Annotated in this window: 18 protein-coding genes; 8 read left to right on the top strand and 10 right to left on the bottom strand. The window is 65.2% G+C overall.

Translation table 11 applies throughout. The annotated features are described in order from the left end of the window. The first annotated feature begins 66 nt into the window (after positions 1–66). Complete coding sequence (gene hisI / locus KBB57_RS12600) at positions 67–438, top strand: phosphoribosyl-AMP cyclohydrolase (RefSeq protein ID WP_290750640.1); 372 nt, start codon at positions 67–69, stop codon at positions 436–438. Here the strand turns inward: hisI and gluQRS are convergent. Continuing rightward, entirely contained in the window at positions 433–1233 is an 801-nt protein-coding gene (gluQRS, locus tag KBB57_RS12595; RefSeq protein ID WP_290750741.1) for a tRNA glutamyl-Q(34) synthetase GluQRS, read from the bottom strand. The genes hisI and gluQRS overlap by 6 nt on opposite strands. Before the next feature lie 15 nt (positions 1234–1248). After that, complete coding sequence (locus KBB57_RS12590; protein WP_290750637.1) at positions 1249–1449, bottom strand: hypothetical protein; 201 nt, start codon at positions 1447–1449, stop codon at positions 1249–1251. Positions 1450–1638: 189 nt separating this feature from the next. Between KBB57_RS12590 and KBB57_RS12585 the strand changes: the two genes are divergently transcribed. After that, entirely contained in the window at positions 1639–2004 is a 366-nt protein-coding gene (locus KBB57_RS12585) for a BrnA antitoxin family protein (protein WP_290750635.1), read from the top strand. Positions 2005–2085: 81 nt separating this feature from the next. Here KBB57_RS12585 and KBB57_RS20130 read toward each other — a convergent pair whose 3' ends face one another. The 5 genes from KBB57_RS20130 to KBB57_RS12565 all read right to left on the bottom strand — a co-directional run bounded on the left by KBB57_RS20130 (position 2086) and on the right by KBB57_RS12565 (position 6799). Next, a complete protein-coding gene (locus KBB57_RS20130) occupies positions 2086–2742 on the bottom strand; it encodes an MAE_28990/MAE_18760 family HEPN-like nuclease (RefSeq protein ID WP_367272692.1) in 657 nt (218 codons plus the stop codon). Beyond that, positions 2739–3836 (bottom strand): DUF262 domain-containing protein, encoded by a 1098-nt coding sequence (locus tag KBB57_RS12580; protein WP_290750632.1) that lies wholly within the window; start codon positions 3834–3836, stop codon positions 2739–2741. Before KBB57_RS12580 ends, KBB57_RS20130 begins: the two co-directional genes overlap by 4 nt. A gap of 66 nt (positions 3837–3902) precedes the next feature. After that, positions 3903–5297 (bottom strand): methylenetetrahydrofolate--tRNA-(uracil(54)-C(5))-methyltransferase (FADH(2)-oxidizing) TrmFO, encoded by a 1395-nt coding sequence (gene trmFO, locus KBB57_RS12575; protein ID WP_290750629.1) that lies wholly within the window; start codon positions 5295–5297, stop codon positions 3903–3905. Between the two features lie 132 nt (positions 5298–5429). Then, positions 5430–5951 carry a GNAT family N-acetyltransferase gene (locus tag KBB57_RS12570; protein ID WP_290750626.1) on the bottom strand — a complete coding sequence of 174 codons (522 nt, stop codon included), beginning with the start codon at positions 5949–5951 and terminating at the stop codon, positions 5430–5432. Between the two features lie 281 nt (positions 5952–6232). Further along, positions 6233–6799, bottom strand: a complete 567-nt coding sequence (locus tag KBB57_RS12565; protein ID WP_290750623.1) for a helix-turn-helix domain-containing protein — start codon at positions 6797–6799, stop codon at positions 6233–6235. 80 nt (positions 6800–6879) lie between these two features. Here KBB57_RS12565 and KBB57_RS12560 point away from each other — a divergent pair, with 80 nt between their 5' ends. After that, positions 6880–7431, top strand: coding sequence for a methylated-DNA--[protein]-cysteine S-methyltransferase (locus tag KBB57_RS12560; RefSeq protein ID WP_290750619.1), 552 nt, complete (start codon positions 6880–6882; stop codon positions 7429–7431). 109 nt (positions 7432–7540) lie between these two features. Beyond that, on the top strand, positions 7541–8488 hold the full coding sequence (locus tag KBB57_RS12555) for a hypothetical protein (RefSeq protein ID WP_290750616.1): 948 nt from the start codon (positions 7541–7543) through the stop codon (positions 8486–8488). A 210-nt stretch (positions 8489–8698) separates the two neighbouring features. On the opposite strand, the gene ligA is transcribed toward KBB57_RS12555, so the two are convergent. Beyond that, positions 8699–10813 carry an NAD-dependent DNA ligase LigA gene (ligA, locus tag KBB57_RS12550; RefSeq protein ID WP_290750613.1) on the bottom strand — a complete coding sequence of 705 codons (2115 nt, stop codon included), beginning with the start codon at positions 10811–10813 and terminating at the stop codon, positions 8699–8701. 9 nt (positions 10814–10822) lie between these two features. Beyond that, entirely contained in the window at positions 10823–11245 is a 423-nt protein-coding gene (locus KBB57_RS12545) for an OsmC family protein (RefSeq protein ID WP_290750610.1), read from the bottom strand. A 451-nt stretch (positions 11246–11696) separates the two neighbouring features. On the opposite strand from KBB57_RS12545, the gene KBB57_RS12540 reads away from it, so the two are divergent. Beyond that, a complete protein-coding gene (locus tag KBB57_RS12540) occupies positions 11697–12413 on the top strand; it encodes a hypothetical protein (RefSeq protein WP_290750607.1) in 717 nt (238 codons plus the stop codon). Further along, the gene (locus KBB57_RS12535) at positions 12413–12829 is read left to right on the top strand and encodes a hypothetical protein (protein WP_290750604.1); all 417 of its coding nucleotides are present in this window, start codon (positions 12413–12415) and stop codon (positions 12827–12829) included. The genes KBB57_RS12540 and KBB57_RS12535 overlap by 1 nt, the downstream gene beginning before the upstream one ends. 250 nt (positions 12830–13079) lie before the next feature. On the opposite strand, the gene moaA is transcribed toward KBB57_RS12535, so the two are convergent. Further along, a complete protein-coding gene (gene moaA, locus KBB57_RS12530) occupies positions 13080–14111 on the bottom strand; it encodes a GTP 3',8-cyclase MoaA (RefSeq protein ID WP_290750601.1) in 1032 nt (343 codons plus the stop codon). 147 nt (positions 14112–14258) lie between these two features. Between moaA and KBB57_RS12525 the strand changes: the two genes are divergently transcribed. Beyond that, complete coding sequence (locus tag KBB57_RS12525) at positions 14259–15014, top strand: LuxR family transcriptional regulator (RefSeq protein ID WP_290750598.1); 756 nt, start codon at positions 14259–14261, stop codon at positions 15012–15014. A gap of 92 nt (positions 15015–15106) precedes the next feature. Continuing rightward, complete coding sequence (locus KBB57_RS12520) at positions 15107–15508, top strand: hypothetical protein (RefSeq protein WP_290750595.1); 402 nt, start codon at positions 15107–15109, stop codon at positions 15506–15508. Positions 15509–15758: the final 250 nt, after the last annotated feature.

Genomic DNA, 15758 nt, shown 5'->3' with positions numbered 1-15758 from the left:
CCTTCCTGTACAAGGCGTTTCCCGCCACATAGATAGCCCCGAACCCGCCCGCCGCAAAGGGACCCCATGGCCGCCGACCCCGCGCCCTTCGACCCGGCCACGCTCGCCTGGAACGCCGCCGGCCTCGTGCCGGCCGTCGCCCAGTCGACCGACGGCGAGGTGCTGATGCTCGCCTGGATGAACGCCGCGAGCCTGCGCGAGACGCTGCGGACCGGGCGCGTGAGCTACTGGTCGCGCTCCCGCGGCGCGCTCTGGCGCAAGGGCGAGACCTCGGGGCATGTCCAGCGGCTGGTCGAGCTGCGCGTCGATTGCGATCGCGACGCGCTCCTGCTGATCGTCGAGCAGACCGGCCCGGCGTGCCACACCAACCGCCGCTCCTGTTTTTTCACGGCCTTGCGCGACGGCGTCGAGGTCGTCGTCGCCGAGCCGGAGCTATAGCCCGACCATCGCCCGCACCTCCGCCGGGGTTACGCCCTCCGCCCGCAGCGTGGCGAGGGCGCGGGCGTCGTCGCGCTTGGCGAGGCGGCGGCCGGTCTCGTCGCGGATCAGGCGGTGGTGGAGCCAGAGGGGCGCCGGGAGGTCGAGGAGGGCCTGGAGGAGGCGGTGGAGGGGGGTGACGGGGCGGAGGTCCTCGCCGCGGACGACGTGGGTTATCCCTTGCGCCGCGTCGTCAACGACGACCGCCAAGTGGTAGGAAGTCCCCAGATCTTTTCGTGCGAGCACCGGGTCGCCGAGCTCGGCGGCAAGCTGCTCCGGGTCGATCGGGCGGAGGCCGGCGTGCCAGGGGCCGATCTCCTGCCAGGCGAGGGGGCCGGCCAGGGCGAGGGCGGCGCGGAGGTCGAGGCGGAGGGCGGCGCCGTCCTCGGGGAGGAAGAGGCCCCGGCAAGTGCCTGGATATACTGGACCTTCCGCGCCCTCCTGCGGGGCGGAGAGCGCGATGTCGCGGCGGGTGCAGCGGCAGGCGTAGAGGAGGCGGAGGGCGCGGAGGCGGGCGAGGGCGGCGGCGTAGGCGGGGGCGCGGGTGGATTGGCGGAGGGGGGGATGGGGCCAGGTGAGGCCTAGCCAGGCGAGGTCGTCTAGGATGCCGGCCTCGTAGGCGGGGCGGCAGCGGGTGGCGTCAAGATCTTCTATGCGCAGGATAAATTCCGCTCCCGTGCCGGCGGCGACGAGGGCGGAGAAGGCGTGGCCGAGGTGGAGGCGGCCGGTGGGGGACGGGGCGAAGCGGGTGCGCAGGGCGGGGCCGCGACGTCAGGGCCGGCGGGAGGAGCGGCGGTCCTCGGCGGACTGGTATATCAGGATCCACGCGAGCAGCACGAACATCGGATGCGTCAGGCCGCCGGAGAAGATAACCGCCGGAATCCACAGGAGAAACGTGGCGATCGCCACGAAGGGGCGACCCGCGATCAGGATCGAGAGAGGCGGCAGCAGGAGCGCGAGGACGTAGTTCATGGGCCTCAGGTAGGCGCGACGGGCGCTCGCCGCAAGCGGGGGGAAATCGGCCTTCGCCGTCAATCGGTTGGGTCGGCTGGAAGGCGGCTGGAATCGGGCTGGAATCCGGCTTGCCGGTTTTTAGGCGATTGTTGACGGATCCGGGGCAAGGTGGCGGCTTCCCGAGACATTGCTGACAGGAGGCGTCCCTTGGAGGACCGGCTGCGCACGATCGCCCAGGAGCAGGCCTATCTGAAGATGATGATGGCGCTCGACGACCTTAAGGTCGACGTGGCGGACAGCCGCCTGCGCCAGGCGCTGATCCCGGCGGACTGGGACAAGCTGGAGCGGGTGGCCCCGACCCGCCCGCGCCGCAAGAAGGTGACGGTGGCGCTCGATGCGGACGTGGCGAAGTGGTTCCACGACCTCGGCGAGGGCTATCACCGCCGCATCAACGCGGTGCTGCGGACCTACATGTTCGCGCTGATCTCGAAGGAGGTGCTGGGCCAGGGCGACAGGGACCGGCGCGGGAACGAGATCTGGGGGAAGGCGGCGCCGAAGAAGAAGGAGGATTGAGAGGGGTAACAGCTACTCAAAGAAAGCGTAATATCTAAATCAGTGAAAAATTCTATTGGACATTCGCGCAGTTAAAATAATTTATACAGGTAATACGCGCAAAAAAGATCCTGAAACAGCCGCGTTCTCAATCTCATTTCTAAAGAGATCTATTAGCAGAACAACCTCGTCTTTGATCTCCTCTAAAGACTCCTTCGTAATTTCCTGATTCTCCCCATGGGCAATGTTATTTCTTTGCCCAACCAGCTTTGCGTCGATAAACATCGTCTTAGTTTCAAATACACGAAACGATACGCCCAGAGTCAAGCAAATATCCGAAAGAGTCCTCGAGTCTAAGTTGGAATTCGTCGAAATTACATTTTTATAATGAAGCCGCACTTGGTGCAACTCCCGATCCATTAGAGCATTGCAAACATCTACTAAGGAGTTATGCTTGCCGCGCGATAGAGATGTTGAGCATTCTCTCCACAGATATATAGACATAAAAGATGAGTTTAGATCTTTTAATCTAAGCCCCTGCATAGCAACGAACTCTAGGTAGTAGTTCGCGGCTTTCTTCACAAATCCTTCCCAGTGCGCGTACGCAATTGGTACGAAGGAGCGCCGAAGAGCCATTGCCACATGTTGCGAAAGGCCGTGCGAGTAGCATTGCGAACGCAGAGATGCTATCTCTCTGATCCGCCAAACTCGGTCGGCGCTTACTCGGTCGAGAAATTGGTCAACCGTCCGAATCTTCATGCGGCAAAATGACGGCGCGCAAAAGGAACGATGCGCCGCAATCTCCTCGCGGCAGTAACGCCTGAGCCGGTCCAGTCAGTGAATTCCCTGTCGCTCCAGATGCCGGCGACTGCATCTGCTATGTCTTCGCGCAAGCTCGCGCGCTCCAAATTCCACGCTACACCACAGGCAACTGCTTCAAATTGAGACACAAGAAAGCCACCCTCGTGGCGTCCCTTTCCCACACTGTATCTCTTAAAAGCGTTATCACCTATCTTATCATTCAACAAATCAAATGTAGAGCCAAACCTCCGCGCCCAACCGTCTCGGTCAAAGGCAGGATCCTTGGCCATGTCAACCATCTTTGTATTCAAATATACTCCAAGATCGCCAACCGCTGCCAACTCTTCTTCAGTGGCTTCAGATAAAATTAGAAAGCGAAGAACTTGCTCTAGGTCATATGCCTCGGCAAGAGGCTTATCGCTGAGTGCAATACTCTCTTGAAACGCTTGTTTCCTAGAAAGATCATGCACCCAACGATAGAAATCAGGATCCACCATAACCAAGATACAGTTTCGTACCTCTTGAGGGCTCAGCTGAGAGCCGCCAGTGTTCAAGCGCTGAAATAAATCATACTTCGTATTTTCATTACTCTCTTTGAGAATGATACTCACGTTTATTTTTGATCGCTTAATTGACCTTTTTAGCTCGTCTGGAATAGTCACTTCGGCGACGTCAGATTCCCATTTTTTTCCTTCAAGCGACGGCAGGTACGTCGTTTTCTTCAGTGAAAGCGGCTCAACCGGACGCTCTTGTTCATCTGTCAGGATTCCAACAAATTGGAACAGCGTTGAAAGGCGCTGGAGTCCGTCAATTACGTCCCAAACCCCATCTCTTCTCTGACTAACAAATATTGGTGGAAGAGGTATTCCAAGAAGAATCGACTCAATCAGATTGCTTTTTTGCTGCTCTGTCCACCTAAAAAATCTCTGAAATTCTGGGTGGATATCAAGCTCCTTACTCTCGTAAAGAGATATCCATTCGCCAATAGACATAGAGTAATCGTCAGTTCTAATATCTTGACGAGCCAAGCTTACCTCATCAATGATGGACATTATTTTTACCTGCGGCGCGAGACATGAGGGTGATGTTCGTCCAAATGGTGCTTCGGACCTGCATTCTCAGAATACTTTAGATTCTTCAAGGGGAGTTACGCCGTGACGTAGCCCCGTCCCTAACCACCCCGCAAAGTCCGCCTTCGCCTGGTCCGTATAGCCCTTGTACCGCTCCCGCCGCCCCCGCCGTCCTCCCCGGGCGTCCTCCAGCGGCGGAAACAGCCCGAAGTTGACGTTCATCGGCTGGAACACCGACGCCTCGGCGCCGCCGGTGATGTGGTTGACGAGGGCGCCCATCGCCGTCGTCGGGGGCGGGGGCGTCAGCGCGAGCCCGAGGCGTTCGGCGGCGGCGAGGCGGCCGGCGAGGAGGCCCATGGCGGCGCTCTCGACGTAGCCCTCGACGCCGGTGATCTGGCCGGCGAAGCGGAGGCGGGGGGCGGCGCCGAGGCGCATCGAGCCGTCGAGGAGGCGGGGGGAGTTCAGGAAGGTGTTGCGGTGGATGCCGCCCAGGCGGGCGAAGGATGCGGATTCGAGGCCGGGGATGGTGCGGAAGACCTCGACCTGCGCGGCGTGCTTCATCTTGGTCTGGAAGCCGACGAGGTTGTAAAGGGTGCCGAGCGCGTTGTCGCGGCGGAGCTGGACCACCGCGTAGGGCCTCTCGGGGGCGTGGGGGTTGGTGAGGCCGACGGGCTTCAGCGGGCCGAAGCGGAGGGTGTCGCGGCCGCGCTCGGCCATGACCTCGATGGGGAGGCAGCCCTCGAAATAGGGGGTGTCGCGCTCCCAGTCCTTGAACTCGGTCTTCTCGGCGGCGAGGAGGGCGTCGATGAAGGCCTCGTACTGCGGGCGGGTCATCGGGCAGTTGAGGTAGGCGCGGCGCTCGGCCTCGGTGTCGCCCTTGTCGTAGCGCGACTGGAACCAGGCGCGGGAGAGGTCGATCGTCTCGAAGTGGACGATGGGGGCGATGGCGTCGAAGAAGGCGAGGGCGTCGGCGTCGGTCAGGTCGCGGATGGCGGCGGCGAGGGCGGGCGAGGTCAGCGGGCCGGTGGCGACGATGACGCTGGTCCAGTCCTCGGGGGGGAGGCCCGTGACCTCGCCGCGCTCGATGGTGACGAGGGGGTGAGCTTCGAGGCGGGCGGTGATGGCGGCGGCGAAGGGCTCGCGGTCGATGGCCAGCGCGCTGCCGGCGGGGAGGCGGCAGGCATCGGCCGTGGCGATGACGAGGCCGCCGGCGGCGCGCATCTCCCAGTGGAGGAGGCCGACGGCGTTCTGCTCGTCGTCGTCGGAGCGGAAGGAGTTGGAGCAGACGAGCTCGGCGAGCGCGTCGGTCTTGTGGGCGAAGGTGGGCTGGTGCGGCCGCATCTCGTGGAGGATGACGGGGACGCCCATCTCGGCGGCCTGGAAGGCGGCCTCGGAGCCGGCTAGGCCGCCGCCTATGACGTGGATCGGGTCGGGTCTGGTCATGGGCGGCAGAGGTAGGGGAAAGCCCGGCGGAAGGGAAGCGGCGGCGGCGCGGAACGGGTAACACGCGTGATAGCAGGGTTATCCTATTGTTATTGCCTTGTATTTCAGGGGCTGGATTCCAGGGGGGGGCGATCAGAGGGGCTTGTACATGAAGGTGGTGGCGTCGAGGCGGTCGGTGGCGGCGTCGCGGCACCAGCCGGGGAGGACGCCGGCGGTGCGGTAGCCGAGGGACGCGTAGAGCGGCTCGGCGGCGTCGCCGGTGCGGGTGTCGAGGGTGAGGAGGGAGCGGCCGAGGGCGTGGGCCTCGGCCTCGAGGGCGGCCATCAGCGCGCGGGCGACGCCCCGGCGGCGGGCGTCGGGGTGGACGAGGAGCTTGGCGACCTCGGCGCGGTGGGGCTGGTTCGGGGGGGTGTCGTGGAGGAGCTGGGCCGTGCCGGCGAGGCGGCCGTCGAGGCTCGCGGCGAGGAGGACGCGGCGGTTGGCGGCGAGCGGGGGGAGGACGGCCTCGCGCCAGAAGGCGGCGGCGTCGGCGGGGGTGAAGGGCAGGACGAAGCCGACGCTGGCGCCCTGGGCGACGCAGGCGTGGAGGATGGCGGCGAACTCGGGCAGGCGCCGGGCGAGGCCGTCGGCGTCCAGGCGGCGGATGGCGATCATTGCGGGGAGCTTTCAGGCGGGGAGGAGGACGCAGGAGGCGGAGACCCGGCGGGGAGGTCGTGAAGGTCGAGGCGGCTGAAGGCGATCATCGGGGCGTTCCGGCGAGGAAGCGGAGGTAGGGGGCGCCGCCGCGTGCGGCGCGGCAGGGGACGCGGCGGGGGAAGTCGTGGGGGGTGAGGCCGTCGGCGGCGATCTCCGGGGCGTTCGGACAGAGGGGGCGTGGCGGGCGCCGTTGTCCGGAAAGCCGCAGGCGTAGGTGGGGGGCGGCGGTCATCGGGGCGTCAGACGAGGAAGAGGACGTAGCGGGCGCCCGCGGGGCTGGCGAAGGCGGAGGGGCCGTGGAGGCGGTAGCGGAGGCAGTCGCCGGGGGCGAGGCTGTGGCGGCGGCCTTCGATGGTGACGTCGAGGGCGCCGTCGAGGAGGTAGAGGTGGTGCTCGAGCCCGGGGCGCGGCGGGGCGTCGTAGACGATGCGGGCGCCGGGGGCGAGGGTGACGTCGAGCGCCTCGCCGGCGAGGTCGCGGGCGGGGGGCGAGACGGCGCGGCGGGTGAAGCCGGCGGCGGGGTCGCGGAACACCGGCTGATCGGGAGGGCGGACGAGGGGCGCGAAGCCGTCCTCGACGAGACGCATCAGCGCGGAGAGGGTCAGGCCGTGGGCGGCGCCAAGGCGGCCGAGGACGGCGGCGGTGGGGCTGGTGTCGGCGTTCTCCAGCCGCGAGAGCGTGGCGCGGCTGACGCCGGAGCGGCGGGCGAGCGCGTCGAGGGACCAGCCGCGCGCCGTGCGGAGCGCGCGCAGGCGCTCGGCGAGCTGGCGGTCGAGGGCCGCGTCGGGGCCGCTGAGGTCGTCCATATCGGGGATTATTTCTCTGATATGGGATTCACGTCAAGAAGGCCGTCGACCGGGCGGCGGGACGGCGGTAGATTCCGGGCATGACCATTGCGGATGTCAGCGTGGCGATCGGCGGGCAGGCGTTCGACACGGCGTTGGGGCGCTGCGCGGTCGCGTGGACCGGCGCGGGGCTGCGGCGGGTGCTGCTGCCCGGAGGCGCGGAGCGGCGGCTGGAGCGGATGGGCGCCCGCCCTGCCCCGCCGCCGCCGGACGCCGCCGCGGCCATCGCGGGAATCGTCGCGCATGTCGCCGGCGCGCCGGCGGATTTCGACGGGCTGAGCCTCGACGAGGCCGGCGTGGAGCCGTTCGAGCGGCAGGTCTACGCGGCGCTGCGCCGCGTGGCGCGGGGCGAGACGACCACCTATGGCGCGCTGGCCGCGGCGGTCGGCGCGCCGGGCGCGGCGCGGGAGGTCGGGGCGGCGATGGGGCGCAACCCGTGGCCGATCGTGGTGCCCTGCCATCGGGTGCTGGCGGCGGAGGGCCGGCTCGGCGGCTTCTCCGCGCCGGGGGGCGCGGAGACGAAGCGGCGGCTACTGGCGCTGGAGGGCGTGCACCCGGGCGGGACGCCGGATCTCCCGGGGTTGTTCGGGTAGCGAACCGATTGGAGAATAGGAGAACTTATTCTTCCAAGTAATCTTGCCAACTTGACTTCGCAAAAATATTGTAGCGCGGCAAACTCACTTTACGCGCAAGGACGGTAACATGATCGACCCCGCGACGTCTGTCGAAAGCTATCGAATAGAGCAAATTGAGAAGGAAATTCAGATTCTAAAGGATAGCTCAAAGCTTCTTAATTTTGATCAAATCAAGCAGATGTGTAGATGGATAGGTCTGCCCGTCGCTGTTGCTACGGGGGTTTTTGGTGCCGCGCTGTGGACTTTACTAGAAAGAACAACTGTAACTGCAGCGGAAAGACGGGCAGAGGCAAAAGTCAATGAGCTAACGGCAAGGATCGACAGCTTGGAGACACAGATAACTGATCTTGCAGATAAATCTCAAATGACCCTGCTGAACCTTCACGAGTTCAGTGGTCGCGCAGAGGAAGCCTCAAATTCACTAAGTAGCCGCGCCTATGAGGCGGGGCAGAGAGCGCTCGAAGCTGAGCAAGAACTTGGAAAGCTCAGAACAACTATCGCTGCAGCCGAAGAGGTTCAGAAAGCCTTTACACAAACCAATTCCATTGCCGATTCACTTGCAGGAAACGAGAATTTTCAGCAAGTTATTGGCCAGATTGCTTTCAAAGATCTGTTCGGCCTAGTCGTCGCCTTTGATCGCGAGAGTGGATGCCCGGCCGGCTGGAGCCCCTTCCAGCAGGGGGCGGGCCGCTTTGTAGTCGGCGTAGGAGAGGGTCCCGGGTTATCCGCCCGAGCGTGGCGCGAAGTTGGCGGAGAAGAATCCCACGTCCTTCTCCCGGAAGAAATGCCGAGGCACACACACACCTTCAAGGGGAATAGCGTTCCCAGGGGCGGTTGGGGCGGTCAAATGACAAACCCGGTGGCCGGCGGCGGCAGCCAAGTGGCAGACAACGGAGCTTATACGCCCAAAGGGAGCATTTCTGCGCAAGGAGGCAAGGGCGATGGTAAAACGGCGGCCCACAACACCATGCCCCCATACGTCGCCCTTTATTTTTGTGTGCGGAACGAGCGCTAATTCTGCAACCCGTGGCGGCCGCCTTCTACTCATCATTGCCTAATCACTGGCCACAGCAACCTTCTATACTTTGGATCTCTAGTTTGCACCGGTTGATAGGCTTAATTGGTGGGTCCGCTGCAAGCTTAAAAACGCTCTAGATTTTCACAGTGAAGCATGCGTCAACCGCGTTTTTCTGTCAGCTTCAAACCGGTGGCGCTTGCGGCTTGCTCACCCCACCAACTCCAGCCACTCGTCCTCCGTCAGAACCGCCAGCCCCAGCTCCCGCGCCTTCTTCTCCTTCGACCCCGCGCCCGGGCCGGCGACGACGTAGTCGGTGCGGGCGGAGACGGAGCCGGCGACCTTGGCGCCGAGGGCTTCGGCGCGGGCCTTGGCCTCGGCGCGGGTCATGCGCTCCAGCGTGCCGGTGAAGACCACGGTCTTGCCCACGAGGGGCGAGCCCTCGGTCGAGGGGGCGGCGACGTCGCCGATGTCGAGCCGGGAGACGAGGCGGTCGAGGGCGGCGCGGTTCGCGGGCTCGTGGAAGAAGTCGACGACGCTCGCGGCGAGCACGGGGCCGACGCCGTCGATGTCGTTCAGCTCCTCCCAGGCCGGGCCCTCGTGCTCGTGCGCCGCCGCCATCGCCGCGGCGAAGCGCGACCAGGAGCCGTAGCGGCGGGCGAGGAGGCGGGCGGCGGTCTCGCCGACGTGGCGGATGCCGAGGGCGAAGATCAGCCGGTCGAGCGGGATGTGGCGGCGCTCGTCGATCGCGGCGAACAGGTTCTCTGCGGATTTCTCGCCCCAGCCGTCGCGGTTCCGCATCTGGGTGGCGCAGCCGGGGCCGTGGCGGGCGGCCAGGGTGAAGATGTCGGCCGGCTCGGAGATCCAGCCGTCGGCGTGGAGGGCCTCGACGGCCTTCGACCCGAGGCCCTCGATGTCGAAGGCGCCGCGGGAGACGAAGTGCTTGAGCTTCTCGACCTGCTGGGCCGGGCAGATCAGCGCGCCGGTGCAGTAGGAGGCGGCCTCGCCCGGCTCGCGGACCACGTCGGAGCCGCAGACCGGGCAGGTCTTGGGGAAGACGTAGGGCTCCGGGCCGCGGGGGTGGCTGAGGTCGATGTCCTCGATCTTGGGGATGACGTCGCCGGCGCGGTAGACCTGCACCCAGTCGCCGACGCGGATGTCGCGGCCGTCGCGGATCGGCGCGCCGCGCGAGTCGCGCCCCGAGATGTAGTCCTCGTTGTGGAGGGTGGCGTTCTGCACGACGACGCCGCCGACGGTGACCGGAAGGAGGCGGGCGACCGGAGACAGGGCGCCGGTGCGGCCGACCTGCACGTCGATCGCCTCGAGACGGGTGGTGGCGCGCTGGGCGGAGAACTTGTGGGCGATCGCCCAGCGGGGCGTGGTCGAGCGGAAGCCGAGGCGGGCTTGCAGGTCGAGGCGGTCGACCTTGTAGACGACGCCGTCGATGTCGTAGCCGAGCGTGGCGCGCTGGGCCTCGATGGCGCGGTAGGCTTCGAGCATGGCGTCGAGCCCGTCGCAGCGGGCGGTGAGCGGGTTGGTGGGGAAGCCGAGCACCGCAAGGCGGGCGAGCGCGCCGAACTGGGTGTCGGCGAGCGGCGCGGAGGTCTCGCCCCAGGCGTAGGCGAAGAAGCGGAGCGGGCGGCTAGCGGTGATGGCCGGGTCGAGCTGGCGGAGGGAGCCGGCGGCGGCGTTGCGGGGGTTGGCGAAGGTGCGGGCGCCGGCGGCGAGCTGGCGGGCGTTGAGGGCGGCGAAGTCGGGGTGGCTCATGTAGACCTCGCCGCGGACCTCCAGCACGTCGGGGGCGCCGGCGGCGAGGTCGGCGGGGATGTCGGGGACGACGCGGGCGTTGGCGGTGACGTTCTCGCCGGTCTCGCCGTCGCCGCGGGTGGCGGCCTGCTTGAGGCGGCCCTTCTCGTAGCGGAGCGAGAGGGAGAGGCCGTCGATCTTCGGCTCGGCGGTGAAGGCGAGGGGCGCGTCGTCGGGCAGCCCGAGGAAGCGGCGGACGCGGTCGACGAAATCGGCGATCTCGGCCTCGGCGAAGGCGTTCTCGAGGCTGAGCATCCGGACAGCGTGGCGGACCTTGGCGAAGGTCTCGGACGGCGCGGCGCCGACCTGCCCGGAGGGGCTGTCGGGGCGCTTCAGCCCGGGCCAGGCGAGCTCGATCTCGGCGTTGCGGCGCTTGAGCGCGTCGTAGTCGGCGTCGGAGATCGTGGGGGCGTCGGCCTGGTGGTAGGCGCGGTCGGCGGCGGCGAGGGCCTCGGCGAGGCGCGCGAGCTCGGCGCGCGCCTCCTCCGGCGTCAGGTCGGCGACCGGACGGCCGTCCATCGCCTGGGCTCAGACGAGCTTGGCGTCGAGGGTGATCTCGGCCTTGAAGAGCTTGGAGACCGGGCATCCGGCCTTGGCGCCGGCGGCGGCCTTCTGGAAGGCCTCGTCGCTCGCGCCGGGGATCCTCGCGCGGAGCGTGAGGTCGACCCTGGTGATCTCGAAGCCGCCGTCGGCGGGGACGACGGTGACGGCGGCGGAGGTGGAGAGCTCCTCGGCGGTCATGCCGGCCTCGCCGAGGACGGCGGAGAGCGCCATGGAGAAGCAGGCGGCGTGGGCGGCGCCGAGCAGCTCCTCAGGGTTGGTGCCCTTCTCCTCGCCGAACCGCTTGGCGAAGCTGTAGGGGACGTCCGCCAGCACGCCGGACTCGGTCGAGACCGTGCCCTTGCCGTCCTTGAGGCCGCCCGTCCAGACGGCGGAGCCGGTGCGCTTCATGTCGTTCCTCCCTGTGGCTGGGCGGGGCCGGCGGCCGCGCCCGGATTCGTCGCGGGGCAAGATCTAGCGGCTGGGCCGGGGCGTGCAAGGCGGGAGGCGGGGCTGTGACTGGCCGGATCCCGGCCTTCACACGACCCCGAAAGGCATCCGCAAAAAATGTCGCTTACTATGAATTTGCCCAATTAATAAATCTTTATATAGTCTATAGATTAGTGATTTATCGCGCGGAACTGTGCCACGCCGCTGGTTAATCTAGACATGAGTCCATGGCGACCCGAGGCGGGCCGGAGCTTTGCATGCCGCGATCTGGCCTACACCAGCGACGCGTTAGTCTGCGCTGCTGGTCGAGAAATCTCGACTAGAATTGTCTAGGGTAGGATGGTATAAATATAAAATCTGCGTTACCTCTTGACGCTCTACAAGGTACTAATTTAAGTATTGGATTTAAAGAGTGACTGGGCGCGGCGAACACAAGATCTCTGGGCCAAAAGAAAATGAAGAGATCGGCTGCCTAAGCACTATAATGATTTTTGCAATCATAATTTTATTGGCGTTTATGTCTCATTTATCAGATCCAATACGTCCAGATCCTCCACATTATAAGCAAGCGACATTCTATTCTAGTGATCTCGGAGAAAACCCTCTAGTTCTCTCAGTTACGGGAGGCTCCTACATCCTCAAGTACGAAAAAATCGATGCACCCAACGCACTCCTGCATGCCGGTCCAGTATTCCGAGCAAATTTTGTCACTAAAGAGTTTAGTGGAGATTTAAATTCAAATATATGGATTTTATCTGGGAATATAAGCTTGACCACTGGAAGTTTTAGTGGATCTAATCGTGGTAAATCAGATATAGTATTAAATTCGAATAATTTCATCAAGGCAGATTTTTCTTTTAATATTCCCAAAGCCGGCGCGCCATTGGTGAATACGATACAGAAGGTGATTTACTTCATTGATGGCATTTCCAATGTAACGTTTGATGGAGTGGCTGGGAACGCCGAGTTGAGCATCAACATCTTAGAACTAGATCCGACACCAGATGATTTGGCAAGATACGAGCGCAAGCTTACAGAATATAATGAATATATCTTTGGGAATTCACGCAACAATAAGTCAGATCATAATCGATTCAACTCCCTTAAACACACGCCAAGGAGCAAATAATGGCTAAGTTAAAAATCGGAAAAACAAGCGGAGAGGCCCGGTTGTTATTGTCAGCGAGCCTTGCTCACCGTTCCGAATTTGAGATCGAGGTGGGCGATGGTTCAGAGATGTCACTTCGACAGATAGAGCTCGTCGAGCGAGATAGATCGGAGATTCTTCGAGGACTTGAACGTGCTCGCACGGAGGCGCGCAGGATCGCAGCGATGGCCCCGAACGATGGGCTGGCGCGACAGCTTTCAGTTGCGACTGAGGCGTTCGCTTCAACCGCCTCAGACGCGGTCAAGCAGAAAAAATGGCTGAACGTATCAGCTGCTGGAGTTCTTGATGCAATCAAGGCGCTTGGGTTGACGGCCGCACCAGTATCGGAAGCAATTACGAAGACGATTGCAATGATCCAAGCAATAAAATCTGTGTAATTATGGGGCGATGTGAGGCCTGTCACATAAAACAGCTCAACCTCGACCGACTGATTCTATCGACGAGAGCTAGGCGAAGACCAACACAGCCAAAGGGTCGATCAACCGGGACGCCGTTTGAGGGCGTTTGTCGCGCAGGTGGTAGTTGCGATGCTCAGGTCTGGCGATGTCGCCGCATGGATAATCTCCCGAGCCGCAAGGGACTGATAATCCGCGCCCTCATCGAGGCCGCGGGCGCGATGCAGACTGACTACCCGCCGGTGTGGCTCATGTGGCGGGTCATCTGGCCGGAGACGGTGCGGCGGGAATAGTCGAAGTCGTGGCCCCGGGGCTTGCGGGCGATGGCGGCGCGGATGGCGGCCTCCAGCGCGGCGTCGTCGGCGTTGGCGCGCAGCGGCGCGCGGAGGTCGGCCTCGTCCTCCTGGCCGAGGCACATGAAGAGCTGGCCGGTGCAGGTGAGGCGGACGCGGTTGCAGCTCTCGCAGAAATTGTGGGTGAGCGGCGTGATGAAGCCGATGCGCTGGCCGGTCTCCTCGACGCGGACGTAGCGGGCCGGGCCGCCGGTGCGCTCGGCGGTGTCGCGGAGCGTCCAGCGCGCGGCCAGCTCGGCGCGGAGGTCGCGCAGCGGCCAGTACTGGTCGAGCCGGTCCTCCTTGCCGAGGTCGCCCATCGGCATGACCTCGATGAAGGTGAGGTCGAAGCCGCGGGCGCCGCACCAGGCGACGATGTCGTGCAGCTCGTCGTCGTTGACGCCCTTGAGGGCGACGACGTTGATCTTGACCGCGAGCCCCGCCCGCTCGGCCGCGTCGATGCCGGCGAGGACCTGCGGCAGGCGGCCCCAGCGGGTGACGCGGGCGAACTTCGCCTCGTCGAGGGTGTCGAGCGAGACGTTGACGCGGCGCACCCCGCAATCGGCGAGCTCGGACGCGAAGCGGGCGAGCTGGCTGCCGTTCGTCGTCAGGGTCAGCTCGCGGAGCTTCCCGGAGGCGAGGTGGCGGGACATGGCGCGGAAGAAGGCCATGACGTTCTTGCGCACCAGCGGCTCGCCGCCGGTGATGCGCAGCTTCTGGACGCCGAGCCCGACGAAGGCGGAGCAGAGGCGATCGAGCTCCTCGAGGCTCAGGAGCTCGGCCTTCGGCAGGAACTCCATGTGCTCGGACATGCAGTAGACGCAGCGGAAGTCGCAGCGGTCGGTGACGGAGACGCGCAGGTAGCTGATCGCCCGGGCGAACGGGTCGATCAGGCGCGGCGCGGTCGTCGCTGGCGCTGGCGTCGCTGGCACGGGGCTCCTCTCCTTTCCTGCAAGTTACGGCCGCCGGGGGGCCGGTTCAAGCCGTGGCCCGTCACGTTTGCACAATGGATTCGCACTTCTCGCCAAATTCGAGAGCTTGGCAGTTGAAATGCTCGCAGTGGTGTTATGATCCGATCCATGGCTGAGTCGCCCGCGCTGACCGGGATCGTCCGGACCGACCCGATCACGTTCGAGACCGAGATAGAGCGGCTCGAACGCATCGAGGATGTCTGGGCGGCGACGGTGGCCTTCGCGCGCAGCCGCGGGGTGCGCCGGATCGGCTACCACCACCTGCCGCCGCCCGGCGCGACCGACGCGGGCTGCCTGCGGGTCGAGAACGACGGGTTCGGCGAGGCGCTGCTCGCGCAATACCTGGCGGCGCGGCAGGCGGGGGTCGCGGTGCTGGCGACCAATGCGCTCAACTGCGTGCAGCCGGTCTATCTCGACGAGTTGGAGCGGCAGCCCGAGCTGACGGAGCGCGAGCGCAGCCATCTCGCGCGCTATCGCGCCGCCGGGGTGACGCACGGGGTCGCCTTCTCGGTCTACGGGCCGAACGGGCGGAACGGGCTCTTCGCGGCCGAGCTGCCCGTGCGGCGCCTGCCGGCCGAGGACATCGGCGCGCTGCGCTGGGCCGGGCAGGCGATGCACCTGCGCTACTGCGACCTGATCGTGCCGCAGCTCGGCCGGCCGCCGAGCCTGTCGGACCGCGAGGCGGAGGTGCTGGCCTGGGTGGCGCGCGGCAAGTCGAACGCCTCGATCGGCGAGATCCTCGGGATATCGAGCCACACGGTCGACGCCCACCTGCGGCGCATCTACCTGAAGCTCGGCGTGGTCGATCGCCTGTCGGCGGCGCTGCGCGGCCTCGGCTTCGGCCTGATTCGGCTCGACGCATGACGCTGTCACGTGATCGCGTTAGTCCGCGGAAGGGATTGCGCAAAACCGATGCAAACGGTTAACCGACCCTCCTGAAAGCGGGGCAGGCAGGGATGGAGACGATAACCAAGATCGACGACAGGCTGCTGCGCGCGATGCGCCAGGGCGCGGCCGCCCTTCCCGAGGACCTGACGCTGCTGCGCGCCTACCTGCGCATGATCGACGCGCTCCTCGCCGAGAAGGCGACGGAGCTGGAGCCGAGCTGGTCGCAGGCCTGCGAGGCCGCGGCCGAGGTCGAGACGCTGATGGCGCTCGAGGCGGCGGTGACGGAGAAGGCGATCGGGGTCCGGGCGCGGAACCTCGAGGACGTGCGGGCGAAGCTGGAGATCTGGCGGGCGCTCGCGGCGGGGGCGTCGGAGTGCGACATGTCCTCGCCGCGCGATCGGCTGGTGTTGTCGATCGAGGCCGACCTCGGCCGGATCGGGCGAACGCCGCGGGCGGCGCCGGGGGTCTGAGGCGCGCGCGGCCGCCCCAGCGGTCGGGACGCGCCCAGGCTGCGCCGACCCCACGGTCGCCCGCGCGACTGTGATCGACGGACTGTAATCGAAAGACAATCCCAAGCCCGTCAACCGTTCGGCACACTGCACGACAGGAGCCGGTCGCCGCCCGAGGCCGCGTCGCTCCCCCCGACCGAAGCGGGCTCTGCCCGCGATGCTGCGGCGCGACAAGCGAAAGCAAGGCTTTCGCCGCGCCGACGGCTGGAGC

Origin of the sequence: Amaricoccus sp. (genome assembly GCF_017993425.1) — a bacterium.
Taxonomy (GTDB): domain Bacteria; phylum Pseudomonadota; class Alphaproteobacteria; order Rhodobacterales; family Rhodobacteraceae; genus Amaricoccus.
This window is presented reverse-complemented; position numbering and strand designations above follow the sequence as displayed.

Bases quoted from the DNA above. Each gene is read 5' to 3' on its own strand.
- KBB57_RS12520 (WP_290750595.1), top strand. From the start codon at position 15,107: ATGGAGACGATAACCAAGATCGACGACAGGCTGCTGCGCGCGATGCGC.
- KBB57_RS12590 (WP_290750637.1), bottom strand. From the start codon at position 1,449: ATGAACTACGTCCTCGCGCTCCTGCTGCCGCCTCTCTCGATCCTGATC.
- KBB57_RS12535 (WP_290750604.1), top strand. From the start codon at position 12,413: ATGGCTAAGTTAAAAATCGGAAAAACAAGCGGAGAGGCCCGGTTGTTA.
- ligA (WP_290750613.1), bottom strand. From the start codon at position 10,813: ATGGACGGCCGTCCGGTCGCCGACCTGACGCCGGAGGAGGCGCGCGCC.
- KBB57_RS12570 (WP_290750626.1), bottom strand. From the start codon at position 5,951: ATGATCGCCATCCGCCGCCTGGACGCCGACGGCCTCGCCCGGCGCCTG.
- KBB57_RS12580 (WP_290750632.1), bottom strand. From the start codon at position 3,836: ATGTCCATCATTGATGAGGTAAGCTTGGCTCGTCAAGATATTAGAACT.
- KBB57_RS20130 (WP_367272692.1), bottom strand. From the start codon at position 2,742: ATGAAGATTCGGACGGTTGACCAATTTCTCGACCGAGTAAGCGCCGAC.
- KBB57_RS12565 (WP_290750623.1), bottom strand. From the start codon at position 6,799: ATGGACGACCTCAGCGGCCCCGACGCGGCCCTCGACCGCCAGCTCGCC.
- hisI (WP_290750640.1), top strand. From the start codon at position 67: ATGGCCGCCGACCCCGCGCCCTTCGACCCGGCCACGCTCGCCTGGAAC.
- KBB57_RS12525 (WP_290750598.1), top strand. From the start codon at position 14,259: ATGGCTGAGTCGCCCGCGCTGACCGGGATCGTCCGGACCGACCCGATC.
- KBB57_RS12545 (WP_290750610.1), bottom strand. From the start codon at position 11,245: ATGAAGCGCACCGGCTCCGCCGTCTGGACGGGCGGCCTCAAGGACGGC.
- KBB57_RS12560 (WP_290750619.1), top strand. From the start codon at position 6,880: ATGACCATTGCGGATGTCAGCGTGGCGATCGGCGGGCAGGCGTTCGAC.
- KBB57_RS12555 (WP_290750616.1), top strand. From the start codon at position 7,541: ATGATCGACCCCGCGACGTCTGTCGAAAGCTATCGAATAGAGCAAATT.
- trmFO (WP_290750629.1), bottom strand. From the start codon at position 5,297: ATGACCAGACCCGACCCGATCCACGTCATAGGCGGCGGCCTAGCCGGC.